The following is a 24,652-nucleotide window of genomic DNA, read 5'->3' on the forward strand; positions in this document are numbered from 1 at the left end:
CAATGTCGACGACGAGATCGCGGATCTGCGTGCGCATCACATCATCGGCGAAACCGCGCTCAACGCGTAAAACCTAGGCGGCGTTACTCGTTGAACCTTGCGAGCTCGAGTCGGCCGGTTTCGGGTCGCTCGAACTCGGTGTGGTCGTCGGCTTCTTCGGACTGAAGAACCCCTTGATCGAATCGGCGATCTGCGTCAACGGGTTCTTCTTGGGCGTCGTGGTCTTGGTGGTGGTATCCGGCGTGACCTTGTTGCCGTCTCCGGTGACCGCGCTGAGCGTCGGTCCAGAGGTGTCCGGAGTGGCGACCGGCGGTTCGGTCGTGGTCGTTGCCGCCTCGGAGAGCTGTTGCCCCTGCGTTGGATCATCGGCAGGTGGAGCCTTCTGCTCCCCGGGCTCCGACTTCGCGGCGATCGACGGCGAGTTCGTCGTCGACAACGGCGAGGGCAACGAACCGGGGATCGACTCGACACCGGTGACGAGGTTGGTCACGCCCTGCCCGATGGCGCCGGGGACGCCGGCAACGGTTTCGAGCACCTTTCCTGGCGGTGTGATCAACGAGAACTGAACGGGCTTCTCGGGATTCAGGTTCGCCCGATCGGTGTAGCCCATGTCCACGAGCAACCGCACCAGCGGCTCGACGGCGCCCAGCGCCGGTTCGGTGAGTGGCGTCAATTGCAGAATGCCCGCGATCTGCCGCACGGGTGCGAACAGGGGCAGGTGTTCGGCCTTGACGAACACATACGTGTCCGTCACCGGATGACCGTTCACCATGTGCGTCACGGGCTTTATCAAGACGTTCGGATCGTTCGTCGTGTCGGTCAGCGGGTCGTAGTCGACGCTGTCGTAGTACTGGTCAGGGTGGACGTACATGACCGCGACAAGGCTGTTGGCGAGGGACAGCGGGTTGAAGTACGCAGGGAAATCTGCGTACGGGTCATACTCGTCCGTCACGTACGTGGTGTTGTATTCCGACGGTGCCGCGGCCCCGTTCGAGGAGACGAAGAATGGGATGTTCAGCCCGGGGAACCGACTGAAGATCCCGCCGTTTGGCACATTCGGCGATGCGATCATCACCCAGAGCAAACCCGGCTTCGTCGGATCGTTGGTCGGGTTCAGCGGCGGCGCGCCGGGGTCGGACGGATCAAGATTGCGTCGCACCTTCTCCGCGACGACGGTGCCCTCCGAGTAGCCGACCACCATCAGGAACTGACCGGAGTTGTCGGCGATCGCGTCGGCCAGCACCGGAACTCCGGCATTCGTGCTGTTGTCGATGTCGAAGCCCGCCGGATAGTGGATCGGAATGTAGCTGAACGTCGGCGGGAGCACGTTGCCCTGGAGTTTGTTCGGGATGTTGACCGAGTCGGGGTCGCCGCGCCCGCCGATGCCGATGGTGGCAGCTGTCAGGTCCACCTGGGGGATGTCTGCCGTGTAGTTGGTCGCATGACCGAACACGAGCGTCGTCGACACCGCTGCCGCCATCGTCCCGAGGTAGATCACCGAGGGTGTCTTCCGTCGTCGTCGCGCCGTCCGGTTCGACGAGAACGCTGGACGATTCTTGGAATGGCGATGCTTTGCCACGAAGGCCCCCTCACGGTCGCCTGAAATCCCGACCCGGCTCGAACGCTAGCGCACAGCCATGGGAATTGGCGGAAAATTCGCCGGGAAACGTTCGATCGTCGCCCTTAGCTGGAACGATCTTGGGAAGTTAGCTTGTCCACCACAGCGCTCTGCAGCAGCGACCAGTAGCGCTGCTCGCGCTCGGTCAGGTCGTTCGACGTGATCGCGCCGAACGCGGCGGCGTCGCGAGCGAACCGGGCAGGGGCTTCCGGCAGCGCATCCGGACCCTCGAGCCGAAAGCAGCTCGGCGCCAGGGGGCCGAAGAGCAGGGCGCGGCGCAGCTGCGGCCACCTGTCTGGACTGGGGTCGACGCCTGCCGCTCGCGCGAAGGCCAGTGCCACCAGGTTCATCCGCGTCTTCTGTGGCATGCCGCGCCGCGACCGATACGCGTCGATGGCTGTCCGCTGGCGGTCCGCACTTGGCGCAGCGATTGTGTTGGCCCACGTGTACGCGATCCAGCGTGCCTGCAACTCGAGCGGGACGAAGTATCCGCCGGACTGCTCCCACATGCCGACGAAGGCCAGCCCCGGCAAGTCGGGATGAAACGTGAAGCGGTCGGCGTCCAGATGCACCGTGTCGAGGTCGAGGACCGCGCGGGTGCGCTCGTCCAGAAACGGCAGGTGCAGGTCGAACCCGGTGCCGAACACGATGCCGTCGAACTCCTCGGCGGTCCCATCGGCGAAAGTCACGACGTCGCCGGCAACTTTGGTCAGCCACGGCCGTACGGTGATCAAACCCTCGGCGACGAGGGGGAGATAGTGCTGGGACAGGGTGACGCCTGCGGCGAAGAGCGACGGGGCAGGCGCGGGCGCCCCGTACTGCTCGGGACTTCCGCCCGCCTCGACGACGATCTCCTTCAGTTGCCGGTCGATCTCCGCTGCGGGGAGGTATTCGCTCGCGACGGCGTTGTACCGCGTGAACATCCGATGATCGGAAGGGACGCCCGCTGCGAATTTCGGCAGCACGTATCGCTGACGACGCTGAGTGACGACGACGCGCGCCGCGCCGAGTTGGGCGAGCTCGCTGGCGATTTCCATGGCGCTGATCGCGCCGCCTGCCACCAACACTCGTTGCCCGCGGAAGGGCGCGGGCCCGCGGTAGTGGTATGTGGAACTCACACCGGCCGGGCCGGTGAACGTGTCAAGTCCGGGAATTGTTGGGAGAGAGGGGGATTGGAATCTACCGGTAGCCACGACCACACGATCGAAGTCCTCGGTCGCGCCCGAATGGTGCACCAGCCAGGTGGTGTCGCCTCGACTGAGAAGCTCGACGTGAGTGCCGAACCGGATGCGCGAGACAAGATCGAACGTCTCGGCATAGCGATGCAGATAGGCGAGGACGTCCCTGGCTGACGGGTAGACGACGTCGCTGCCGTGGTCGAGACCGCTGAACGCCGTCAGGATTCGGCTGGTGTTGGTGTGCATGGTCGGCCACACGCCGCTGCGGCCGTCCAGCCCGGTCCACTGGCCGCCCAACATCGGCGCCTGCTCGAAGATCGTCGGCGCGAAGCCCTTGGACAGCAGCCAGCGCGCCGCCACCAATCCGCCGGGTCCGGCACCGATCACCGCGACGCTTGCCGCCATCGGCGAACTGTCGCACATGAAGTGACGACGCCGTGCGAAAGTGAGTAATGGCCAGGTTGAGGTTCGGATACTTCATCGCACCGTTCCACCGCGCGGGCACCAACCCGACGTTGGCACTGCAGCGCGACCTCGAATTCGCCGAGCATCTCGACGCGCTCGGCTTCGACGAGGTCTGGTACGGCGAACACCATTCGGCAGGCAGCGAGATCATCAGCTCGCCCGAGATCTTCATCGCCGCAGCAGCCGAACGGGCGAAGCGGATCCGATTCGGCACCGGGGTCATCTCGCTCGCGTACCACAACCCGCTCTGGGTGGCCGACCGGTTGATGCTGCTCGACCACCTCACCCATGGCCGCATCATCGGCGGGATGGGGCCGGGCTCGCTGCCCAGCGACAGCGCAATGATCGGTTTGACGCCGACCGATACGCGCGAGCTGCTGGAGACCAACCTCGACATCGTGGTGCGGCTGCTGGCGGGGGAGACCGTTTCGGCGAAAACCCCAACGCACGAATTGATCGACGCGCGACTGCAACTCGCGCCGTATTCCGACGGCGGCATTCCGCTTGCCGTGGCGGCGGTGGCCTCGCCGACAGGCGCGCGACTGGCGGGTAAGCACGGCATCGGCCTGCTGTCGATCGGCGCGACGCTCGTGGTCGACGGCTTCGACGCGCTCGCATTTCACTGGGGGATCGTGGAAGAGCGAGCGGGCGTGTTCGGCACGCGGGTCGACCGCAACAATTGGACGTTGGTCGGGCCGATGCACATCGCCGAGACGGAGGAGCAGGCCCGCGCCGATGTGCGGTTCGGAATCGGGCCCTGGTTTCGGTACTTCCAGAAGGTCGCCGCGTTCCCACAGATGACCATGCCTGGAGATCAGGTCGACGAGATGGTCGACATCATCAACGCCGCGGGAGCCGGCGTCATCGGTACGCCCGAACAGGCGCGCGCGCAGGTGCAGCGGCTGTGGGATCAGTCAGGAGGGTTCGGCTGCTTCCTGCAGATGGGTCATGAGTGGGCGAACCCGGCGGCGACGAAGCGGTCCGCCGAGCTGTTCGCCGCCGAGGTGATCCCGCACTTTCAGGGGCAGGCGCAGCCGACGCTGGACGCGGCGGCGCGAGCCAGCGACGTGCGTGACGACCTGGCCCAGACGCAGCTTCAGGCGATCGACCACATGACGAAGAAGTATCAGGACGAGATCGACGCCAAGTGAGTCTCGACGGTCAGCGGCCGGCCGCTGCGATCATGTCGAGGATCTGTCTGGGACCTAGCGGCGAGCCGGAGATTCGTACGCCGAGCGGCGCCAGAGCGTCGGCGACGGCGTTGATGACCGCGGCGGGCGACGCGATCGCGCCACCTTCTCCCATTCCCTTGACTCCCAACGGGTTTGGGGCAGCGGACTCGATATGGCCGACCTCGATCGTCGGCACCTCGCACGCGGTCGGCAGTAGGTAGTCGACGAAGGTGCTGGTAAGCGGATTGCCGTCGTCGTCGTAGACCATGTGCTCGTAGAGCACCCCGCCAATTCCCTGGACCACACCGCCGAAGACCTGGCCCTCGACCACCTTTGGGTTGATCATGCGTCCGCAGTCCTCGCTGACGACGTAGCGCAGGATGCTCACCCGGCCCGTGTCGACGTCGACCTCACATGTGCAGATGTGGCATGCGTTGGAAAACGTGAATGGCGGCGCTTTGAAGCGGTGCGACGCCTCGAGTCCTGGCGTCGTGCCGGGTCCGAGCATGTCCGGATTGTGGTACGCCATTTGGCCGACTTCGGCGAAGCTCATTCCCTTGGTGGCCGTGCCGCGGACGAACACCCGGCTGTTGTCGATCTCGAGGTCCTCGACGGACGCCTCCAGAGCGTCCGCGGCGATCTCGAGCAGTTTCGTCCGGAGTTCGGTGCTGGCCGCGGCGACCGCGTTGCCGATGAGGACCGCGCTGCGACTGCCGCCGGTTCCCGCTCCCCACGGGGTGGCTGCCGTGTCACCCTGGATGACGTTGACGTCGTCCGGGGCGCAACCCAGGTGTTCGGCGACCACCTGCTTCATGGTCGTCACGACACTCATCCCGGTGCTCGAGCTGCCAACCGCCGCCGTCACCTTGCCGGTGTAGTCCATGCGGATTTCCGCCGCCTCGGTAGCCATCGAGCCGACTGCGATTCCCGATGGCTCCACGCACAGGCTGATTCCGATGCCGAGGTAGCGGCCCTGTTCCAGGGCGGCCTGCTGCTCGGCCCGGAAGCCGTCGTAGTCGATCATCGACGCCGCCTGCTCGAGTGTCTCGGCCGGGGTGATCGATTCGAAGCACAACATGCTGGGCAACGTGTAGGGCAGATCGTCGGCCCGAATCACGTTGCGGCGGCGCAGTTCAAGCGGATCGACACCGAGTTGGCGGGCCGCCGTGTCCATCAACTGCTCGATGCCCACCGCGTACATCAGGAAGGGGCCGCGGTACGGGGCCTTGCCGCAGGTGTTGGTGTACACGGTCTCGCTGGCGAAGCCGATCTTCGGAATCTTGTACGCATTCGTGAGGAACGGGGCGATAAAGGCGCCCATGCCGCTGGACCCCATCGTCTGGTAGGCCCCGATGTTCTCGATGTATTCGCCTTGGATAGCGGTGATGTTGCCGTCGCTGTCCACTGCTATCGAGAGATCCATTCGCTCGTCGCGGGCGTGCGCTGCCGCGGTCAGGTTCTCGCGGCGGTCCTCGATCCAGCGCACTGGGCGGCCGAGCAGCTTGGCGGCCAGTACCACTGCCCACTCGTCCCGCATGATCGCCATCTTCTGACCGAACCCGCCGCCGACGTCCGGTTGCACCACCCGTATTTGATTGGTGCCGATGCCGAGCAGACCGGCGATCATGCTCTGTACCCCGTACACGCTTTGGGTGCCGCTCCACACGGTCAGCTCATCGCTGTACGGGTCGCAGTCCGCGATGATGCCACGGCACTCCATCGGTGCTTGCACGTAGCGATGCATGACGATGGTGTCTTTGACCACGTGCGCTGCGTCGGCGAACGCTTGCGCTAGATCTGGGTCACCGAACAACGGAATGACCTGGGGAGTGTTGGTGCCGATCTCCGGATGAACCAATGCGCCGTTGCCGTTGCGCGCCGCGTCGACGTCGAGCACCGGCTCCTGCGGCTCGATGTCGATGTCGATCAGCTCGACGGCGTCCTCTGCGAGGTAGCGATTTTCGGCGATCACGATGGCGATCGGGTCACCCACAAAGCGGACGTCGTTTTCGGCGAGGCAGTACTTCGGCGGGAACGGGCCCTCCGGCAGCCCGGCCACCGCGGTCTCGTGCACCAAAGGGTTGAGGTCGGCGGCGGTGTACACAGCGCGGACCCCTGGCGCCGACCTGGCAGCCTCGACGTCGAGACTGACGATGCGGCCACGGGCCACCTCACTACGAAGGAAGGCCGCGTCGGAGGCGCCGGGGACCACGACGTCGGCGATGTAGCGGCCGCGTCCTGCCAGCAAGCGCGGATCTTCCGATCGTGCAACAGCCTGTCCCATGAATCGCCCGGCGGTCATGACGAACTCCCGTTGTTCGCGGCGCGCTTCACCGCGGCGACGATGCCCTGATATCCCGTGCAGCGGCACAGGTTTCCAGACATTGCCTCGCGGATCTCCTCGTCAGACGGATTCGGATGCTCGGCGAGGAACGCATGGGCCGAAACCACGAAACCTGGTGTGCAGTAGCCGCATTGGAGGCCGTGTTCGGCTTGGAATGCCGCTTGGATTGGGGTGAGACCTCCCGCTGGGTCGGAAAGGCCTTCGATCGTGGTGACTTCGGCGTCGTTGGCCTGTGCGGCGAACATCAGGCAGGAACGCACCGCGTCGCCGTTGAACAACACGGTGCACGCGCCGCAGACGCCGTGTTCGCAGCCCAGATGTGTGCCGGTCAGACTCAGATCGTCGCGCAAGAAGTCCGCAAGCGTGCGCCGCGCCTCAACGGAGCGCGCGATTCGTTCACCGTTGACCGTCAGTGTCAGTGCAACTTCACGCATGTTTCGCCTCGTCGATTGCGGCCAAAAGTACCCGTGGCACAAGCATTTTGGCCATGCTCCTACGTTGTTCGCCCGTCGCGTGAAGATCGCCGGGCGGATCGAGTGTCGCCGCGACCTGCGCCCCGATGTCCGGCAGGTCGAGATCCTCCACTGCGGCGCCGGTGAGCGTCGCTTCGATGGCGCGGGCTCGCACCGGAACGCTGCCGACTCCGAACAGAGCCAGCGCCACCCGGTTCAACCGGTCGCCGTCGAGTTGGACTCCGCAGACGGCGCCGCACATGGCGAAGTCACCTGCGCGGCGGGCGACCTCGTCGACCGCCCACCCGGTGGTGCCGGACCACACCGGAAAGTGGGCCGCCACCAGCACCTCTTCGGGTTCCACGGCGGTTACCCACGTCGACATGAAGAAGTCGGCTGCGGAGACCTGGCGAGTGCCGTTTGGCCCGGCGATCTCGAGCGACGCGTCGAGGGCCGCTGCTACGGCGGGATACTCGGCGGCGGGGTCGGCATGTGCGAGTGAGCCGCCCACGGTGCCGCGGTTGCGGATCTGGTAGTGCCCGATGTGCGACGTCGCCTTCGCCAGTAAGGGGACGGCGGCGGCGTTCCCGTTGCGCGCGATGGCGGCCTGGGGTGTCATGGCTCCCACGCGTATCGAGTCATCGACAGTTGTGATCCCGCGCAGGTCCTCGATCGCTTGCAGATCCACCAGCTGGTCGAATCGCGAAAGACGCAGCGACAGAAGGGGAATCAAGCTTTGTCCCCCAGCTAGCACCTTGGCCTCATCGCCGTACTGCTGCAGTATCGAGATCGCCTCGGCGAGTTCGCCGGGGCAGTGGTAGTCGAAAGGGGCTGGCTTCACGGGTGTGCCCGGCCACGAGCGAAGGTCTGCATAGGGTCCCCCGACCAAACTCAATTCTTGCCCGCGCCCAGCATCGCATACCGAGGTCGGGCAAGTTTGCGGAATGCGACGCCGGTTTACCGCGGTGCGGCCGTCGCCTCGGTAACGATGTCGGGTTCCTGTTCCGGGTGTCGCCGGGTGGCAAAGACGCAACCCGTCATGATCAGGGCCAACGCGGCAATGTTCCACGCCGTCAGTGGCTCGTGCAAGACGAGGACGCCGGCGGCCAGCGCGACGGCCGGGTTGATGTAGGTGAAGACGAGCGCACGTGCGGCGCCTACCTCGCGGATGAGCGCGAAGAACACGATGAACGCCAGTGCGGTGCAGATGATGGCAAGGCCGCCGAGGGCCAAAAGCACACGGGTGGACGGCATCTCGTGAGGCCAGGTGGCTGCGGCGGGCGCGGCATACACCAGCGCGGCGAAGCCGAGGCACACCGCGGTCATCGGTAACGCCGGTACATCGGCGAGGTAGCGGGCGGCGATCAGCGGCGCGATTGCGTAGCAGGTGGCCACCATCAACACCTCGATGATCGGCCAGGTGCTGCCGCCGATGTGTGGACCTGCCAGCACCGCCACGCCGCAGATCCCGATGCCGAGGCCGATGATGCGCTTGTAGCCCAGCCGCTCACCGCCGGTGAGACGGTCGAGGACCGCGGCGATGATCGGTGAGGCGGCGATCAGCAGGCCCGTCATCGAACTGGTCAGGTGACGTTCGGCGTCAGAGAGCAGCCACCATGCGGCGATGATCTCGAAGAACGCGAACCCCAGCAGCGCCTTCCAGTGGTTGCGCACGATCGTCAGGGTCTGCCGTGAAAACGCCATGGGCAGGAGCACCGCGGCACCGACGGCCGTGCGGGCGAGGACCAGCACCGGAACCGACACGCCTTCGACGGCGACCTTGATCATCAGGTAGGGGATGCCCCAGATGATGCTCATCGCGAGGAACAGGATCCATCCGCGCGAAGTCACCTCCCTACCCTACGAAACGTGGACAAACGAATTTCACGGGTGACGGCCGCGATGACCGCCGCGGGTGTCGAGCCGAACGTCAGGATCCTCGACGCCGATGCGAAGACCGCGGTCGCGGCCGCCGCACAGCTGGGATGCGAAGTGGGCGCGATCGCCAACAGCCTGGTGTTCGACTGCGACGGTGAACCGCTCTTGGTGATGGCCAGCGGTGCACACCGCGTCGACACCGACCTGCTGGCCCGCACGCTCGGCGCTACCGAGATACGCAAGGCAGATCCGCAGTTCGTGCTCAACGCGACCGGTCAGGTCATCGGCGGCGTGGCCCCCACGGGTCACCCGAGCCGGCTGCGCACCGTCGTCGACGAGACATTGGTGCAGTACCCCGTCATCTGGACCGCGGCCGGCACCGCGGATTCGGTGATGTCGATGACGTACGAACAGCTGCTGTTGCTCACCGAAGGAAAGGCGATGGCGGTGCGCTGACCCTGCGCGAACGTGGGTTACCCGCACGCTTTAAGCGCGAAAAGTGTGCGGGTAACCCACGTTCGGCGGCTAGTTTCGGGTCAGTTCCGCGTAACGGGCGACGTGGTAGTCGGTCGAGCCGAATTCGTACTGTAAAGCGGTGAGCCGCTTGAAGTAGTGGCCGATCGCCAACTCTTCGGTCATGCCCATCCCGCCGTGCAGTTGCACGGCCTGCTGACCTACGAACCGGGCGGCCCTTCCGATCGTTGCCTTGGCAGCCGAAACCGCACGCGCACGCGTGTCAGGGTCCGCTTCGAGGTTGAGCACCGCGAGATACACCGCGGCGACTGCCTGCTCGACTTCCATGAACATGTCGACCATGCGGTGCTGAAGCACCTGGAAGCTGCCGATCGGTTGGCCGAACTGGTGCCGCTGCTTGCTGTATTCGACGGTGTCGGCCAGCACCTTTCGCATACAGCCGACGGCTTCAGCGCAAACCGCTGCCGCGCCCTCGTCTCGTGCCTGCGCCAGCGACGGCCACGCCTGGCCTTCCTCGCCAAGCAGGACCGCAGCCACCCCGTCGAACTGCAGATCGGCGGCGCGCCGGTCGTCGACGGTTCGGTAGTGGTGCGCCTCGATTGACGACCAGTCGGCCTCGACCAGGAACAGTGACAAGCCACCGGGCGTGCGGGCGGTGACCAGCAGATGCGTGGCGATCGGCGCGTTCATCGCGACGATCTTGCTGCCACGCAGAACCCATTCGTCGCCGGCGCGTTCGGCGACCGTCGACAATTCCTGCCAACGCTCACCGGAGCCAGGTTCAGCAGCAGCCAACGCCACGATCGCGGTGCCCGCGACCACGTTCTCCAGCAGCGCAGTGGCCGCTGCATCGCCGGCCCTTCGCAGGAGGCCGCCGCATACCACCACCGTGTCGACGTAGGGCTCGATCACCAGCGCATGGCCGAGCGCCTCGGCGATGACCATGACTTCAACTGGGCCGCCGCCGATTCCGCCGATGTCTTCGGGAAGTGCCGCGCCGAGTATGCCGAGTTCGTCGGCGAAGCCGCGCCAGATGTCGGGCTGCCAGCCAGCCCCGGTTTTCGCTGCGGCGCGACTCTTTTCGAGGTCATACCGGGTCGACAGGAACCTGCCGAGCCCGTCGCGCAGCAGTTCCTGTTCCTTGCTCAGATTGAAATCCATCACAACCCCAGAGCCGCTTTGGCGAGAATGTTTCGCTGAATCTCGTTGCTGCCGGCGTAGATTGATCCGGCCCTGTCGTTGAAGTAGCGAAGCGGTGCCACCGCCTGCCACGCCTCGCCGCTGACGTAACCGTCTGGCGGTGGCTCGTAGTCAGACACCGGCCCACCCGGCCATGTTGCGTGCGGTTGATAGACCCGTCCGCGCGTACCGGCAGCCTCCATCGCCAGTTCGGTGAGCGCTTGGCTCAGTTCGGTCGCCAGCACCTTGAGCATCGACGCACCTGGTCCAGGGTGACCGCCTCCGGCGAGCGCGGCCAGCACGCGGTATTCGAGAATCTCGAGCACTTCGGTGCGGATCCGCGCATCGGCGAGCTTGCGCGCGAACGCCGGATCGTCGAGCAGTCTGCCTCCGCCCGCTGCGGGCTGCTCCGCGGCCACGGTGGCGATCTCCTCGGCCATCACCTGCAGCGCGGGGGACGCTGCACCACCACCTCTTTCGAACTCGAGCAGATACTTCGCGACGGTCCAACCGTCGTCGATCTGACCGAGCACGTTGGCCTTCGGCACCCGCACCTCGTCGAAGAAGACCTGGTTTTGAATCTCCTCACCCGATGTCATCACCAGCGGACGGATCTGAATGCCCGGCGTGCTCATGTCGATCAGCACGAACGTGATGCCCTGCTGTTTCTTCGGTGTCTTCGATGTGCGAACAAGGGCGAACATCCAATTCGCTTCGCCGGCATGTGTCGTCCAGATCTTGCTGCCGGTGCATATGAGATCACCGGCCGATTCATCGATGACGGCGGCCATCGTCAGCGCCGCTAGATCCGAGCCCGCCTCGGGTTCGGAGTAGCCCTGGCAGAAGAACACCTCGCCGGTGAGGATCCGCGGCAGGAAGAAGTCCTTTTGCGCGTCGGTGCCGAACTTGACGATCGCGTGGGCGACCATGCGGATGCCCATCGGCGACAGCGAGGGCGCGCCGGCCAACTGAGACTCACGGCTGAAGATGTAGTGCTGCGTAAGGCTCCAATCGCAGCCGCCATGCTCAACCGGCCACGCCGGCGCCGCCCAGCCGCGCTCGTGCAGGATCCGCTGCCACTCCATGCTCGCCTCGTGATCGGCGTACACGCTGGTCATCAGGCGTCCGGCCTGCCGGAGTTCGGGCGTCAGCTTTTCAGCCAGGAAGGCGCGTACTTCGTCGCGAAACTCCACGTCGGCAGGTGACCATGCCAAGTCCATTCAGACACAGTAAACCTAGTTAGTTAAGTGGACCAAGTCCGGGGGCCGGTTAAGTTAATCGCCATTCAGGTGTTGCGCCCGCTCAGCGCGTCCCGCATCCGATCGATGAGACCGAGGCCCGGCCCCAGGATCCTGTTGGCAGGCGGGCGATCGGGCGCTGAGGGGTGGGGTCGCGTCGGGGCCATCTTCTTGCTGTTCTCGAACTTCTCGCCGAGGTCACGAAGCTCCGCGGAATCACACGCCTCGCGAAGCTTCGGCAGCAGATCCTTCTCCTCGTCCTCGACGTGGTGGCGGATCGCGTCGATCAGCTTGCGGGTCAACTCGTCGAACTTCGGGTCCTCGGCATCGGTTTCTTCGAGCGACTTCATCACCTGTTCGGCCTCGGCGTGTTCTTCCAACTCGTGTTCGACGATCTTGTCGCCGTCGGGCAGGACCCGCCGCGCGACGGGGTAGAGGTACTGCTCTTCGGCGACGGAATGCCGGACCAACTCGGCGATCACGTGCTCGACGAGGTCGCGCTTCTTGCCGCCGCCGCCCTTCTCGATTTCGGCGAAGACCTCTTCGACCTCGCGATGATCGGTGATGACATCGTCGATGATGTCCTGCTGGTGTGCGGTGGTCATGGCCCCTCCTCGATTCGTGGTTGCGAGCTACCCCGGATGCCGCCGCTTAAACGCTCAGCGCGTTCACGGTGACGAGCCTCGAGACAACGGCCATAATCGGGGGCGTGGAGCGGCGACGAGATGGCAAGGAACGCCAGGACCCGATGGCCCTTCTCCAGGAGCTCCCGGCGTTGGTGGTGCTGGAACGGTTTCCGGTCCCGGTGCTTGCGATCGACGAGCACGGCAACATCCTGTTCGCCAATGCGGCGTTCGGCGAGATGCTCGGTTACCCGCCCGATGCGGTCAAGGCTTTGCAGTTCCGGCAGATCTTCCACACCATGCCCGCTGATGATTCCGTTGTATCTGTCGTGCGCGCCCATGCTGAGCTGATCGTGGAGCTCGTACACCAGGACGGCTCCATCGTGCGTGCCCGGATGAGCAAGTCAGCCCTGCTGCGCGGTGATGACCCCCTGGCGCTGGCCACGTTCCAGGACCTGACCGAACGACTATGGGTTGACGAGATTTAGTCAGTCGGCCAGCGGCGCACTGGAGTGCCGCATCGACTCGCGCGCCAGAAACTCCTCGAAGTACGCCAGCGAATCTTGGCTCACGATCCCAGGCAGCAGTACCTGCCAAGCCCGAGCCACCCGCTCCAACACGTCGGTTCCCGCGGTAATCGCACTCGCCAGCAACTCCACCCCCAGCATGGCGCCGATGATCGTCTCGCCGATCGCCTGCGGGTCGAGCTCAGCACGCACGTCGCCCTCGTCGATGGCCTGACGCGTGCGCCTCGTCATCTCGGCCGTCCATCCGCTGTACGTCCGTTCGGCCACATCGTTGAATTCACCGAAGGCCCGCAAGAGTTGCGTTCCGCTGCGGGCGATCTGGTCGGTGGCCATCAGGTCGGCAACGACGAACACACCGTGGATCATGCTTTCCAGTGCCGGCGCCGAGGAGCTGGAGATGCTCCGGAAAGCCTCGGCGAGGCGTGTGCTGCCCTCTTCGATGATCGCGGTCGCAAGCGATTCTTTTGAGTCGAAGTGGTAGTACAGGGCGCCCTTGGTCATCTCGGCCCGTTCAATGATGTCGCCCAATCCGGTAGCCGGATAACCGATTTCGTTGAAGAGTTCGACCGCCGATGTGATGATCTTTTTGCGAGTAGCCTCGGATCGCGCTTGGCGCACCATCGTCCGAGTACCTCCGGAGGTTCCGTCGGCCTATCCAGGGTGGGCTACGGCCTGAAGGGCATCCTAACCTAGAGCATCCGCTGCAAGCGGTGTCGCCTTCTTTTGCGCAACGGCCGTGCGCCGCTTGATGAACTGGTTGAGATAGTCGATCCGGTCAGGTTTGACGAAACCGGGTAACACAAGTGCCCAGACCTTCTCCAGGTCGCGCAGAAACTGGTCGGGCGAAGCGAGATTGCTTGTCTGGCGCAGACCGAGGTACATCGACACCAAGAGCTTCGCGATGCCATGCGCATCGCGGTCGGCGATGATGTCGCCGTCTTTGATGGCCTTGCCTGCGATCGCGGCGAACGCGTCTACCCACTGCGTCAGCACATCTGCTTGCAGACCGTCGGTGCGGCCAATGGATTCCAGGAGATTCAAGCCGGCGCGGGCGATCTCGTCGCCGATGTCTTCGATCGCGACCAGGTACACGATGTCGATCAGCGTCTCCAGCCCCGAAAGCTTGCGCGCCAGCAGCTCGTTGACCGCCGCCGACGCAAGCACAAACCGGTGTTCGATGATCGCCATCGCCAGCGCGTGCTTGGACCGGAAGTGGAAATACATCGCGCCCTTGGTGACTTCCGCGTCGGCCAGGATGTCATCGAGGCTGACCAAGCTATACGGCCTGCGCGCGAACTGCCGCGACGCGGCGCGCAGAATCTGTTGCCGCGTGGTGTCCGCTCGCCTGTCGAGCTGTTCGGTCACTGCCGAGCCTCGGAATCTGGAAAGTGGTGGCGCCGGTGGTCGGATAATCGTGGTTTCCGTAAATTAGTCAATTCTGGAGATTCTTTCACCCGTTGCCTATAAGCGGCAGGAGTAGGCGCGCCGGTTTTCAGGGCAAAGCCGTCAACGGTCCTCCTCGGCGCAGTCCGCGCGCGGCTCATGGGGCAAATCAGAACGTCAATACTTTAGGTCACATTTTGGTCTGCATATCAGCCAAAAGGTATGTAAGGTACACATTGTGATGACTCTTGGTCCGGCGTTCGCCGGGCGGCCGCGGACAGCTGATTCCGAGGTCAGTGGGCCTATGTCACGCCGGATTGCCCTATCACCGAGCAAATCCCAGTGGTATTTTCATACGGTTGCCATAGTCCGCGTTGGCAAACCCCCTCGAACCCCTGCGCGGGCTGTGGCAACGTCATGTCGAACGTTTGAAGTACTCACCCGATTCATCGAGCGTGACCGCCAAAACTCGGCTCTCGGCGCAGTCAGGACGACAACGGCGTTCCCGTTGTCTGTGCCGCTATCAGACGATTTAGCAATATCGAGGTAATTAACGGTGAACTGGGACGAAGAAGTCGACGTCATATGTACCGGTACAGGGGTCGCCGGACTGGCGCACTCGGTGGCGGTCGTCGACCTTGGCGGCGACGTTTTCCTCGCCAGCTCCCGCGAGGCGCACGGCCCCGGAGGGGCGGCTGTCGCGGTCCGGTCCAGGATCGACCGGCTGCATTGGCTCGACATCGACACTTCGGATCCCGACACAAACGAATACTTCTCCTCGCTGTCTGCTGACCTTGGTCCGCTGACCAGGTCGACGCGGGACGCTGACGTACCGATCAGGGTGGTTGATCACGCCGAGCCCGTGGATCCGCGTGGGGTCGTCATGCCGTTCGTCGGCGCCCGCCTCAGAGATTGGGCCGCGCGTTGCCTGGTATCGCCGTACGGCTATCTCTACACCCGCGTGGCTGATTGGCAGTCAACTACGCTACGCACCGTTGACGGTGACTCGATCGAGGTCGCCGAAATCGGCTCGATCACACCCGATCCCGCCAACGTAAACGGCTCCGTTCTGGATTGGCTCACTGCACAGGCTGTAGAGCGCGACATCGACATTCATCACGGCACCTCGCTCGAGCGGCTCGTGTTCGAGGAAGGCGCCGTGGTCGGTGCCGAGTTCACGACCCCGACTGGCCCGCTGGCGGTTCGCGCTCGACACGGTGTGACCGTCGCCAGCGGCGGACCGTACGTGGCTCCGGCGACCGGTCAGGCATTGCCCGCCGACGACGCTCCACTGCGCTTGTGCCTGGTCGGCCAGACCGCCAGTCGCTTCGGTCGCGTCGAACTGCTGACATCGCAGCCCTTCACCAAAAGTGCCGCATCCAACTGCCGCTCCGTGACTCGACGCTTGTTCGTCAACATGCACGAGACACACAGCCATCTAGAGACGTGGCGCTGCGGAAAAGTCGACGGGTATCCGTCCCCTGGCCAGTAGGGCCTCCATTGCATTGCCCTCGATGGGGCGCGACAACAGGAATCCCTGCGCGCGGTAGCAGCCGTGGCGCAGCAGCGTGAGGGCTGCCGCCTCGGTTTCCACACCCTCGGCCACCAACTGCAAACCGAACGCATCCGCCAGCGCGATGATGGCGCGCACGATCGCGAGATCGCCGGGATTGGCTCCGAGGTCGCGGACGAATCCTCTGTCGATCTTGAGGGTGTCGACGGGCAGCGACTTCAGGTGCGACAGCACGCTGTACCCCGTGCCGAAGTCGTCGATCGCGACCTGCACTCCGGCCTGCTTCAGGCCGGCGAGGGTGATCCGTGTGGTCTCAATGTCCTGTACCACAACACTTTCGGTGATCTCCAAGCACACCGATCCGCGGGCGAGGCCGAATTCGGCGGTGATGTCGGCGACCGACTCGACGAAGCCGTCGGTGACCAGTTGAACCGGTGACACGTTGATGCGCAACACTGCGTCAAGTCCTACGCCACGCGAGCGCCATCGCGCGAATTCCGCGCAGGCCGAACGCATCACCCAACGGCCCAATTCGCCAGCGAGATTTATCGATTCGGCCACCCCGATGAACGAATCGGGGGACAGCAGCCCGCGGGTGGGATGCTCCCATCGCACCAGCGCCTCGGCGGCCAGGATCTCGCCGGTGCGCATGTCCACTTCGGGCAGATAGTGCAGCAGCAGCGATCCGCTTTCGATCACACTCTGCAGATGAAGCTCGATGTCGTTGCGGAACTCGCTTTCCAACGACATCTCGTCGGAGAACACCGCAACCGTGTTGCCGCCGGAGCCCTTCGCGGTCAGCACCGCCTGGTCGGCGCGCCGGAGCAGGTCCGAGGTGGTATCGCGGCCCGGAACGCCAAGTGCCACACCGATACTCACAGTCCGAGTCAGCATTTCGCCGTCGATCGCAACCCGTTTGCGCAGCGTCGACTGCAGGCGATAAGCCAGCTGCTCTGCGGTATCCGCGTCCATCGAATTGGCTGGCACGACCACGAACTCGTCACCACCGAGCCGGGCGATCAGGCTCGGGCCGTCGACTCCTTCACGCAGGCGTTTGGCCAGAACGCGGATGAACCAGTCACCCGCGGTGTGGCCGAGGTAGTCGTTGATGGCCTTCAACCGGTCCAGGTCGAAGAACAACGCCGACACCGGACCCGGCTGGCCGGCCGCCAGTCGCGCGTCGAGGTGCGCCAGCAGCGCGCGGCGGTTGTGCAGACCGGTCAGGTCGTCGTGTTCGGCCAGGTAGCGCAGTTGTTCTTCGGCGAGCACACGGGCCTGCACCTGAGCGAACAGCGATGCGATCGCCTTCAGTGCGTTGAGTTCTTCCGCGGACCAGTCGCGGTCACCGAACTTGACGAAGCCGAGCACGCCGGATGTTTCGTCGCCAGACAGCAACGGCACACACGCCATCGACGTCGCCGGGACCTGCCTGCTCTCGTTGATCGTGCGTTGGTAGTCATCGGTCGCGGGTTCCGGACGAAAGACGACGGGTTCCTTCTGATGCTCGGCGAGCGCGAAAACCGGATCGGCATCGGCGAAGTAGACGACGGCCAGCGGGTCCGGGTCGGGGATTCCAGGGCGGACCGGCCATTCGGCGACCAATATCGACGCGCGGATGCTGTGATCGTTGCGACGCAAGAAGCTGACGTCGACATCGAAGTACTCGACGAGATCCGCCAACACGCGCTGACTCACCTGGACCGAGGTGGCTGCGTTGACGCCCATCAGTTGGGTAGCGACTGACGTGACGACCAGCTCCAGGCTGCTTGGCACCTAGATCCTCCGTATCGGGTCAGCCCGTTGGGGACGAGACGTGATGTGGCCCACGACGCCGGCTAGCCACCGATGGCCTCCGTGCGCGACTGAACCTGAGTACCAAGACCTGTGATTCGGTTGCCTCGGTATTGGCCAGCTTGCGGAAATTGTATTGCAGATCACGCAGTTCCCCGGCGAAAGCCGGCGAGAGCTCACGCAGATCCTCGTCGTCGTGCGCATACAGAAAGGCCGGTGAAACGGGTTGGACGGCAAGGCCGTGCTGTTGTGCTGTGATCCATACCGATTCGGCGGCCGACCCGCCGCGGGCATAGTCGGTGAGTCGCTGACCGGACACGGAAATGATGCCGATCGCGGCGCTCGCGATCACCCGCTGATACGTGTCCTCGCCAAGCGCGGTCCCGGCATCCCATGCCGCCAGGTTCGCCATCACCTCGGAGCGCCGCAAGATGTCGAGCATCACCAGATCGGCAGGATCGAGTTCGAGCGTGCGGATATCGATACCCGACTCCGGTGCGGGATCCCCTGGGAAGCGAAGCTCCGCGAACATCTCCGAGTGCAGCCGCGGCGTCAGATAACGGATGCGGTCTGCTGCCGCGAGAACACTTCCTGCGCGGTCGAGATCCGTTGATTCGCTGAGGATCTGAAGCCGGGCGCCTTCGGCGCGTGCGGCCGAAGCGAGCAGCTCGCGGGTTTGCGCCGCGATCGGGATGCGTTCACCCTTGCGACGATTCGTCTCTCGGCGCAGCATTGCGTCATACATCGCGGTGAGTTCTGGTTGGTCGCCGGGCGCGAGGCGCACGACTGCGTTGATGGGAGATGCTTCGTCGCCCGGTTGGAAGTCGACGTCGCCGACAAAGCCATGTGCTGCCGCGGCGACCCTTGCGTTGAACGTCGCCGCGCCAAGAGCCACGGCGCTTGCGCGGTACTGCACGTCCATCGCCGTCGTGTCCTCTGGGGCCAGCCGGATGCGGATCGCGCCGTCGTGCGCCTCGATGCGCCATGGCTGGGCGTTGCCACCAGAAGGTGCGCGGCCCGCCGCGGCGGCGACGATTTCCGAAGGCCCGGCCGGCGCCTCCTGTTGTCCCGGTTCCTCGACAGGTGGGGGATCGGGGGCCACCATCGGGGGCTCTGTGAGCGCATCGAGCGCGGCTGCGGTGTCAATTCGAACCCGGCCAGAGGGCAGTTTCTCGTGCAGTCCGATTCGCCGGACCGCTTCGGCGACGACCGACACGTTGAGCGCCACCTCCGATGAGAGCTGCGGCCAGGTCGATAACGTCTTGCCGATTTCGACAAGAGATGCGGCCATCCGAGGGGACACGCGCGTCGCATCGGTCATGCGCAGCGCATAGGACAACTTGTCCTTGGCGGTCAGATTGGCGAGGCGTGCGACATTCAGATCGCCCAGCAGCCCGTGCATGAGCGGACGAGAAGGATCGATGTCGAACCTCTCCACATCGAGTAGACCGCGGTCACTGGTTGCCATCAACACGGGAAGGTGTCGCGCCCTGGCAGCCTCGCGGACAAGGACTTTCGCGTCGAGTGAGTCGCATTCCTCGATGACGATGTCAACACCGTTCAGAAAGTCATCGACTGTCTGCGGCGTGATACCGGTCGTCATTACAGTCACCGGCAGGTACGGGTCGAGCTCGGCGATCCGCCTGGCGCACACCACTGCCTTGTTGACGCCGAGGTCGAAGACCGACGCCGGCACCCGATTCAGGTTGGACAGCTCCATGTCGTCGAAGTCAGTCAGCCGCAGCTCACCGCACAACCCTTGGGCCGCAAGGGTGTAGGCGATCGCGTGCCCGACGCTCAGACCGACGACGCCGATGCGGAGCCGGCTCAACTGATCGAGCTCCTCGGCGGTGATCAAGTTCCTGTTTCGGTCGAGCCGCACCAGCCGAAATGCGCGTGGCCCGAGCACACTGACCACCGTCCGCCGCCAGGGGTAGTACACCCACCGGGTCGGCTCGGCCGTCAGCTCGGGCGAGGGCGATGGCCTGAGTTCCAACAGTGTCGCCGACTGTTGGCGCACATTGTCGACGAACTCGATCCGTGCGTCGGCGCGCAGGTTGTCTAGCAGTGCGGCACTCGCGGGATCGTCGGTGTCAAGAACTATTCCGTTGCACCGCTGGCCATCGTCGGAGCCAGAGATCATCGCATGGTTCCGGCGGTAACGATGTCGGTTGACTGGTCGACTCGTTTGGCCAGTTCTTTCTGCTCGGCAAAGAACAATGAAAGCTGTTTGGGGTCAGCGTGTTTGGCGAATGTGCTGCGGTCCCACCATGCGAGCTTCGTCTGGTAGCGGTGGTCCGGATAGGGCGTCGCGGGGATCTTCGTCGCCAGCTGCCCACCCGAGGATAGCCAGCGCTTCAGCACATACTCTGCCGCCGTCGCGACGATGAACTGAATATCGAGAAGTGGCATCGCGTGAAGGGGAGTACGGGAGATGGCACTGGTGAGTTGCCGGCCGCGCTCGGGATCGTCGGCCACCCATGCGGTTTTCATTTCAACTACGCCGAACGGTATCCGGTCGGCGACCATTTTGCGGACAGCGGCGAGGCCGGGCTGACCACTCCATTCGAGAAGTGCGTGGCATTCATCGGCGGATTGATAGGGGCCCCGTCCACGCAAACCGGCAACGACCCTGCCCGCGTCATTCACACAGGCGGCGAATATGACCGTGTCGGCACCACTGCGGAGCGCATCCATATCGAGTGCCCTTTCCACGCCGTGTTTGCGGTAGTTCTCGCACGCACCACGGACGTAGTCCAACCAGAGGTCTCGTTCGGTCGCCGGTTGTGCGAATACGACCGTGGTTTCACTGTCCGGATCCCAACAACTTGGAGTCCGCTTCAGGCTGACAAAGTTGCGGCGGGCGGCCTCAGACTTGGGAACGGTCATTCTTGTCCCTTCTCGGGCAGTCGGCCAACAACGGCGTTGTGGCCGGCTGTCGCAGATCAGTATCTCGCCACGACTTACTTGGATTCCAGCTAGCAATAGAATCTTTTCCTGTACGTCGATGTCGGCTCACAAATAATGTGCCTCGCAGCAAGCTGTTGGCAGCTTCTTGGCAATCGTGCCTGGTTGAATTTCCACTGGTGATCATCCTCGGGGCGTCTCCTTGGCGAAGTTGTCAGCCAATAACATTAATTGCGTTGACGGCAGCGTAAGGGTTTCTGCCATCTTTTCGCTGTGCGTTGATTGAGCCAGTGGAATTCGGGTGCGAACGGGGTCCCGCACTTGCGCGGCACTATCGGGTTTGGACCCTGCCGACTCGTTAACCCGCTGCCCGTCGGCAACGTGCGGGATCACGCTCAGTCGCGTGACAGCGGCCCCAGCCGGCGTGAGATGTGCAGTTTTTACGACCGGATACCCAACGGGATGGAACCCTGAAGCCCGTGGAGGAGGGCTACCCGAGCCCAGGTCGCGGGGACGTGCGGGTGAAGGACGTGGGTCGATTACTGCTGCGCTGCGACGATCGACCGGGGCTGGTGGCGGCGGTGACCGCATTCCTGGCGAACGCGGGCGCCAACATCGTGTCGCTGGATCAGCATTCCACCGAACAGTCCGGCGGCACGTTCATGCAGCGGACGATATTCAATCTGCCTGGTTTGACGGCCGCGCGCGATGGACTGGAACGGGATTTCCGTGAGCAGGTCGCCTTGCAGTTCGATATGGATTTCCGCTTGACCGAGGCCGCCAAGCCAAAACGGGTCGCAATCATGGCGTCGAAGGAGGACCACTGCCTGCTTGATCTGTTGTGGCGCAATCGCAGGGGCGAGCTCGACATGTCGGTCGTGATGGTGATTTCCAACCATCCGGATCTTGCAGATCAGGTGCGGCCATTTTCTGTGCCATTCCTGCATGTGCCCTCGACGAAGGATATTCGCGCCGACGCAGAACGACGACAACTCGACTTGTTACGGGGAAACGTCGATCTGGTGGTGTTGGCACGCTACATGCAGATCCTCACCCCGCAATTTCTGGCAGAAGTCGGCTGTCCGACGATCAACATTCATCATTCGTTTCTGCCCGCCTTCATCGGGGCAGCGCCGTATCGGCGGGCAAAGGAGCGCGGCGTCAAACTCGTCGGTGCGACAGCTCATTACGTGACCGAGGACCTCGACGACGGTCCCATCATCGAGCAGGACGTGGTGCGGGTGGACCATCGCCACGGCGTCGAAGATCTGGTCCGCCTCGGTGCCGATGTCGAACGCCTTGTTCTGTCGCGCGCGGTGCTGTGGCACTGTGAGGACCGCATCATCCGATACGGCAACCAGACGGTGGTCTTTTAGGCGGTGAAGGAGAGAAGTGGTGAAGAAGTTCAGTGGGTTGGACGAGTTCGTCGCTGCCCAGGGCAGCCAGCTCGGTCCGACCGATTGGCTGGAGGTCACGCAGGAGCGCGTCAATCTGTTCGCCGACGCCACCGATGACCATCAGTGGATCCACGTCGATCCGGAGCGTGCCGCCGGCGGCCCGTTCGGCGGCACCATCGCGCATGGCCTGCTGACGTTGTCGCTGCTGCCGCATTTCACATCGCAGATGTACACGGTCGGCAACATCGCTATGGCCATCAACTACGGCTACAACAAGGTCCGCTTCATCACCCCGGTCAAGGTAGGGGCGAAACTTCGGGCGCGTGCCGAGATCGCCAAGGTCGACCAGCTCGACGGCGCGGTGCAGGCGACGCTGACTACCACTGTGGAAATCGAAGGATCGGACAAGCCGGCCGCGGTTGCCGAGTCGATCGTCCGCTTCATCGGCTGACTCAATACTGCGTCATGCCCTGATCGATTGAGATCGCCGCCGCGGTAACGTTTTTCGACTCCTCGCTGGCCAGCCAGCACACCGCGTCGGCGATGTCTTCTGGCTCTGCGGCCCAGGTCGGCAGAAACGGCGTGATCATCTGCGCCAGTTGCGGATAGGTCTCGATGGCGCGGCCAAGCGAGCCGATCATGTCGCCGCTTCCCATCAGCGTGTTGACCGCGCCGGGATGCACGCTGTTGACGCGGATCGAGTGCCTGCCCAGTTCGGCGGCGAACGCGCGGGCCATCCCGGTGACCGCGTGCTTGCTCGCGGTGTAATGCACCATGAACGGCTGCATCTTGATTCCGGCGGCAGAGCTGATCAAGATGATCGATCCGCCTCGGCCACCGTCGATGATCTTCTGCGCTCCCGCCATGACGGTGTTCCAGGTGCCGGTGACGTTGATATCCATCACGTCGCGGAAGTCCTCGGCGGAGATGGCATCCCACGTCTGCGGAGCGGATACACCGGCGTTGGCGACGATGATATCGAGTCGGCCCAGTGCGGTCACGCCGTCATCGACGGCGTTGCGGAGTCCCTCGCCATCGCGTACGTCGACAATGGAGGCAAGGATCTTGCGGCCGGTCGCTTCGACGAGCGCAACCGTCTCGGCGAGATCGTCAGGTGTAGCGGAATCGTAAGGGACGCAGGGCGGAAGCTTGCCCGCGATGTCGACGGCGATGATGTCGGCGCCCTCGGTGGCCATCCGGACGGCATGGGCGCGGCCCTGTCCGCGCGCCGCTCCGGTGATGAACGCGACCTTGTCCTCGAGCCGTCCGCTCATTTCTTGGCCGCCTTCTGTGCCGCCTTGACCAGATTCGATCCGATGATCAGTCGCTGGATTTCACTGGTGCCTTCGTACAACCTCAACAGCCGTACGTCGCGGTAGATCCGCTCGACGGGGACCTCACGCATGTAGCCGCTGCCGCCGTGCACCTGCACCGCGAGATCGGCTACGTGGCCGGCCATTTCGGTGCAATAGAGCTTGGCTGCCGACGGCGCGATCCTGCGATCCTCGCCGCTGATCCAGGCCCGTGCGGTGTCGCGGACGAGTGCGCGCCCCGCCAGCACTCCGGTTTGCATGTCGGCGAGCATGGCTTGCACCAGTTGGAAGTTCCCGATCGCGGTGCCGCCCTGCGTGGCGGTGGCGGCGTAGGCAACGGATTCGTCGAGGGCACGCTGCGCAATTCCGACGGCCAGCGCGGCGATATGCACGCGACCGCGCGCAAGCGACGTCATCGCGGCCCGGTAGCCGATGTCTTCGCTTCCGCCGATCAGCGCCTCGTCGGGGACGCGGACGTCATCGAAACTGACGTCGGCGGTCCATGCGCCTTCTTGGCCCATCTTGGCGTCCTTGGCGCCGACGACGACACCGACCGCGTTGGCGGGCACCAGGAACACGGCGATGCCTGGGCCCTCGTCGTCGGCGGGCCGAGTGCGGGCGAACACGACGAACAGGTCGGCCATCGGCGCATTGGTGATGAACCGCTTCTGCCCGTTGATGATCCAATCTTGGCCGTCACGAACGGCTTTCGTGCGCAGGCCGGACGGATTCGATCCCGCACCGGGTTCGGTCAATGCGAACGAGGCGACGAGCCCTGACGCCATCGGCTCCAGCCAGCGTGCCTTCTGCTCCTCGGTGCCGAAGCCGACGAGCACCTGGCCGGCGATGCCGTTGTTGGTGCCGAACATCGACCGCAGTGCCAGCGATGTGTAGCCCAGCTCCATCGCGAGTTCGACGTCCTGGGCGAGGTTGAGTCCGAGGCCGCCCCACTCCTGCGGGATCGCGTACCCGAACAGCCCCATTTTCTTGGCGTGGTCGCGCAGGTCGTCGGGGACGCGGTCCTCGGCGAGGATCTCCTGCTCCCGGGGGACCACGGCCGTGCGGATGAAGTGCCGGGTCTGGGCCAGGATCTCCTGGAAATCGTCATCGCTGACTTCGGTGGTCATCGCGCTCCTCTGCGACGAGTGGGGCCAGGTGCTCGCAAAATCATATATGAAATATGATGTTCGATTGACGGGG

The 24,652-nt window shown here is 64.3% G+C and carries 22 protein-coding genes; 6 read left to right on the plus strand and 16 right to left on the minus strand.

The genetic code is table 11. From position 1 onward, the window contains the following. Positions 1-73: 73 nt before the first annotated feature. Together J3E61_RS19240 and J3E61_RS19245 are read right to left on the minus strand one after the other, a co-directional pair. Positions 74-1,579, minus strand: coding sequence for a PE-PPE domain-containing protein (locus J3E61_RS19240; protein ID WP_210084607.1), 1,506 nt, complete (start codon positions 1,577-1,579; stop codon positions 74-76). Between the two features lie 104 nt (positions 1,580-1,683). Then, positions 1,684-3,201, minus strand: coding sequence for an NAD(P)-binding domain-containing protein (locus J3E61_RS19245; RefSeq protein WP_210084608.1), 1,518 nt, complete (start codon positions 3,199-3,201; stop codon positions 1,684-1,686). A gap of 47 nt (positions 3,202-3,248) precedes the next feature. On the opposite strand from J3E61_RS19245, the gene J3E61_RS19250 reads away from it, so the two are divergent. Next, positions 3,249-4,412, plus strand: a complete 1,164-nt coding sequence (locus J3E61_RS19250) for an LLM class flavin-dependent oxidoreductase (protein ID WP_210084609.1) — start codon at positions 3,249-3,251, stop codon at positions 4,410-4,412. A 10-nt stretch (positions 4,413-4,422) separates the two neighbouring features. Here the strand turns inward: J3E61_RS19250 and J3E61_RS19255 are convergent, their stop codons facing one another. The 4 genes from J3E61_RS19255 to J3E61_RS19270 all read right to left on the minus strand — a co-directional run bounded on the left by J3E61_RS19255 (position 4,423) and on the right by J3E61_RS19270 (position 9,080). After that, positions 4,423-6,735, minus strand: a complete 2,313-nt coding sequence (locus J3E61_RS19255) for a xanthine dehydrogenase family protein molybdopterin-binding subunit (protein WP_210084610.1) — start codon at positions 6,733-6,735, stop codon at positions 4,423-4,425. Beyond that, a complete protein-coding gene (locus J3E61_RS19260) occupies positions 6,732-7,211 on the minus strand; it encodes a 2Fe-2S iron-sulfur cluster binding domain-containing protein (RefSeq protein WP_192721436.1) in 480 nt (159 codons plus the stop codon). Before J3E61_RS19260 ends, J3E61_RS19255 begins: the two co-directional genes overlap by 4 nt. Beyond that, on the minus strand, positions 7,204-8,070 hold the full coding sequence (locus tag J3E61_RS19265; RefSeq protein WP_210084611.1) for an FAD binding domain-containing protein: 867 nt from the start codon (positions 8,068-8,070) through the stop codon (positions 7,204-7,206). The genes J3E61_RS19260 and J3E61_RS19265 overlap by 8 nt, the downstream gene beginning before the upstream one ends. Before the next feature lie 116 nt (positions 8,071-8,186). Then, complete coding sequence (locus J3E61_RS19270) at positions 8,187-9,080, minus strand: DMT family transporter (RefSeq protein ID WP_210084612.1); 894 nt, start codon at positions 9,078-9,080, stop codon at positions 8,187-8,189. 51 nt (positions 9,081-9,131) lie between these two features. Between J3E61_RS19270 and J3E61_RS19275 the strand changes: the two genes are divergently transcribed. Then, the gene (locus tag J3E61_RS19275) at positions 9,132-9,563 is read left to right on the plus strand and encodes a YbaK/EbsC family protein (protein ID WP_192722411.1); all 432 of its coding nucleotides are present in this window, start codon (positions 9,132-9,134) and stop codon (positions 9,561-9,563) included. Positions 9,564-9,632: 69 nt separating this feature from the next. Here J3E61_RS19275 and J3E61_RS19280 read toward each other — a convergent pair whose 3' ends face one another. The 3 genes from J3E61_RS19280 to J3E61_RS19290 all read right to left on the minus strand — a co-directional run bounded on the left by J3E61_RS19280 (position 9,633) and on the right by J3E61_RS19290 (position 12,603). Continuing rightward, a complete protein-coding gene (locus J3E61_RS19280; RefSeq protein ID WP_192721433.1) occupies positions 9,633-10,742 on the minus strand; it encodes an acyl-CoA dehydrogenase family protein in 1,110 nt (369 codons plus the stop codon). Then, positions 10,742-11,980, minus strand: a complete 1,239-nt coding sequence (locus tag J3E61_RS19285; protein ID WP_210084613.1) for an acyl-CoA dehydrogenase family protein — start codon at positions 11,978-11,980, stop codon at positions 10,742-10,744. Before J3E61_RS19285 ends, J3E61_RS19280 begins: the two co-directional genes overlap by 1 nt. 65 nt (positions 11,981-12,045) lie before the next feature. After that, positions 12,046-12,603 carry a hemerythrin domain-containing protein gene (locus J3E61_RS19290; RefSeq protein WP_210084614.1) on the minus strand — a complete coding sequence of 186 codons (558 nt, stop codon included), beginning with the start codon at positions 12,601-12,603 and terminating at the stop codon, positions 12,046-12,048. Positions 12,604-12,746: 143 nt separating this feature from the next. Between J3E61_RS19290 and J3E61_RS19295 the strand changes: the two genes are divergently transcribed. Further along, positions 12,747-13,109 (plus strand): PAS domain S-box protein, encoded by a 363-nt coding sequence (locus J3E61_RS19295; protein ID WP_192722410.1) that lies wholly within the window; start codon positions 12,747-12,749, stop codon positions 13,107-13,109. On the opposite strand, the gene J3E61_RS19300 is transcribed toward J3E61_RS19295, so the two are convergent. Both J3E61_RS19300 and J3E61_RS19305 read right to left on the minus strand, forming a co-directional pair. Beyond that, complete coding sequence (locus tag J3E61_RS19300) at positions 13,110-13,769, minus strand: TetR/AcrR family transcriptional regulator (protein WP_210084615.1); 660 nt, start codon at positions 13,767-13,769, stop codon at positions 13,110-13,112. It abuts the gene before it with no gap. 63 nt (positions 13,770-13,832) lie between these two features. Beyond that, the gene (locus tag J3E61_RS19305; protein ID WP_210084616.1) at positions 13,833-14,513 is read right to left on the minus strand and encodes a TetR/AcrR family transcriptional regulator; all 681 of its coding nucleotides are present in this window, start codon (positions 14,511-14,513) and stop codon (positions 13,833-13,835) included. A gap of 574 nt (positions 14,514-15,087) precedes the next feature. Here J3E61_RS19305 and J3E61_RS19310 point away from each other — a divergent pair. Next, positions 15,088-16,023, plus strand: coding sequence for an FAD-binding protein (locus tag J3E61_RS19310; protein WP_192721428.1), 936 nt, complete (start codon positions 15,088-15,090; stop codon positions 16,021-16,023). Here the strand turns inward: J3E61_RS19310 and J3E61_RS19315 are convergent. The 3 genes from J3E61_RS19315 to J3E61_RS19325 are packed head-to-tail and all read right to left on the minus strand — an operon-like array spanning position 15,970 to position 20,724. Continuing rightward, the gene (locus tag J3E61_RS19315) at positions 15,970-17,817 is read right to left on the minus strand and encodes an EAL domain-containing protein (RefSeq protein WP_192721427.1); all 1,848 of its coding nucleotides are present in this window, start codon (positions 17,815-17,817) and stop codon (positions 15,970-15,972) included. The genes J3E61_RS19310 and J3E61_RS19315 overlap by 54 nt on opposite strands. A 19-nt stretch (positions 17,818-17,836) precedes the next feature. Beyond that, complete coding sequence (locus J3E61_RS19320) at positions 17,837-19,978, minus strand: Rv1355c family protein (protein WP_210084617.1); 2,142 nt, start codon at positions 19,976-19,978, stop codon at positions 17,837-17,839. Then, entirely contained in the window at positions 19,975-20,724 is a 750-nt protein-coding gene (locus J3E61_RS19325) for a hypothetical protein (RefSeq protein ID WP_192721425.1), read from the minus strand. The genes J3E61_RS19320 and J3E61_RS19325 overlap by 4 nt, the downstream gene beginning before the upstream one ends. 497 nt (positions 20,725-21,221) lie before the next feature. On the opposite strand from J3E61_RS19325, the gene purU reads away from it, so the two are divergent. Together purU and J3E61_RS19335 are read left to right on the plus strand one after the other, a co-directional pair. Then, positions 21,222-22,118, plus strand: a complete 897-nt coding sequence (purU, locus tag J3E61_RS19330) for a formyltetrahydrofolate deformylase (RefSeq protein ID WP_192721424.1) — start codon at positions 21,222-21,224, stop codon at positions 22,116-22,118. A 19-nt stretch (positions 22,119-22,137) separates the two neighbouring features. Continuing rightward, positions 22,138-22,590, plus strand: a complete 453-nt coding sequence (locus tag J3E61_RS19335) for a MaoC family dehydratase N-terminal domain-containing protein (RefSeq protein ID WP_192721423.1) — start codon at positions 22,138-22,140, stop codon at positions 22,588-22,590. A 1-nt stretch (position 22,591) separates the two neighbouring features. Here J3E61_RS19335 and J3E61_RS19340 read toward each other — a convergent pair whose 3' ends face one another. Together J3E61_RS19340 and J3E61_RS19345 are read right to left on the minus strand one after the other, a co-directional pair. Then, complete coding sequence (locus J3E61_RS19340; protein ID WP_210084618.1) at positions 22,592-23,413, minus strand: mycofactocin-coupled SDR family oxidoreductase; 822 nt, start codon at positions 23,411-23,413, stop codon at positions 22,592-22,594. Beyond that, the gene (locus J3E61_RS19345; protein WP_210084619.1) at positions 23,410-24,579 is read right to left on the minus strand and encodes an acyl-CoA dehydrogenase family protein; all 1,170 of its coding nucleotides are present in this window, start codon (positions 24,577-24,579) and stop codon (positions 23,410-23,412) included. The genes J3E61_RS19340 and J3E61_RS19345 overlap by 4 nt, the downstream gene beginning before the upstream one ends. Positions 24,580-24,652 lie beyond the last annotated feature (73 nt).

It is taken from the genome of Mycobacterium sp. OAE908, from assembly GCF_017872775.1.
Taxonomy (GTDB): domain Bacteria; phylum Actinomycetota; class Actinomycetes; order Mycobacteriales; family Mycobacteriaceae; genus Mycobacterium.

What these genes read in the sequence shown, in the direction of transcription:
- J3E61_RS19245 (WP_210084608.1), bottom strand. Translation starts at nt 3,201, where the DNA reads ATGGCGGCAAGCGTCGCGGTGATCGGTGCCGGACCCGGCGGATTGGTG.
- J3E61_RS19250 (WP_210084609.1), top strand. Translation starts at nt 3,249, where the DNA reads ATGGCCAGGTTGAGGTTCGGATACTTCATCGCACCGTTCCACCGCGCG.
- J3E61_RS19255 (WP_210084610.1), bottom strand. Translation starts at nt 6,735, where the DNA reads ATGACCGCCGGGCGATTCATGGGACAGGCTGTTGCACGATCGGAAGAT.
- J3E61_RS19260 (WP_192721436.1), bottom strand. Translation starts at nt 7,211, where the DNA reads ATGCGTGAAGTTGCACTGACACTGACGGTCAACGGTGAACGAATCGCG.
- J3E61_RS19275 (WP_192722411.1), top strand. Translation starts at nt 9,132, where the DNA reads ATGACCGCCGCGGGTGTCGAGCCGAACGTCAGGATCCTCGACGCCGAT.
- J3E61_RS19280 (WP_192721433.1), bottom strand. Translation starts at nt 10,742, where the DNA reads ATGGATTTCAATCTGAGCAAGGAACAGGAACTGCTGCGCGACGGGCTC.
- J3E61_RS19285 (WP_210084613.1), bottom strand. Translation starts at nt 11,980, where the DNA reads ATGGACTTGGCATGGTCACCTGCCGACGTGGAGTTTCGCGACGAAGTA.
- J3E61_RS19290 (WP_210084614.1), bottom strand. Translation starts at nt 12,603, where the DNA reads ATGACCACCGCACACCAGCAGGACATCATCGACGATGTCATCACCGAT.
- J3E61_RS19295 (WP_192722410.1), top strand. Translation starts at nt 12,747, where the DNA reads ATGGCCCTTCTCCAGGAGCTCCCGGCGTTGGTGGTGCTGGAACGGTTT.
- J3E61_RS19300 (WP_210084615.1), bottom strand. Translation starts at nt 13,769, where the DNA reads ATGGTGCGCCAAGCGCGATCCGAGGCTACTCGCAAAAAGATCATCACA.
- J3E61_RS19320 (WP_210084617.1), bottom strand. Translation starts at nt 19,978, where the DNA reads ATGATCTCTGGCTCCGACGATGGCCAGCGGTGCAACGGAATAGTTCTT.
- J3E61_RS19325 (WP_192721425.1), bottom strand. Translation starts at nt 20,724, where the DNA reads ATGACCGTTCCCAAGTCTGAGGCCGCCCGCCGCAACTTTGTCAGCCTG.
- J3E61_RS19340 (WP_210084618.1), bottom strand. Translation starts at nt 23,413, where the DNA reads ATGAGCGGACGGCTCGAGGACAAGGTCGCGTTCATCACCGGAGCGGCG.
- J3E61_RS19345 (WP_210084619.1), bottom strand. Translation starts at nt 24,579, where the DNA reads ATGACCACCGAAGTCAGCGATGACGATTTCCAGGAGATCCTGGCCCAG.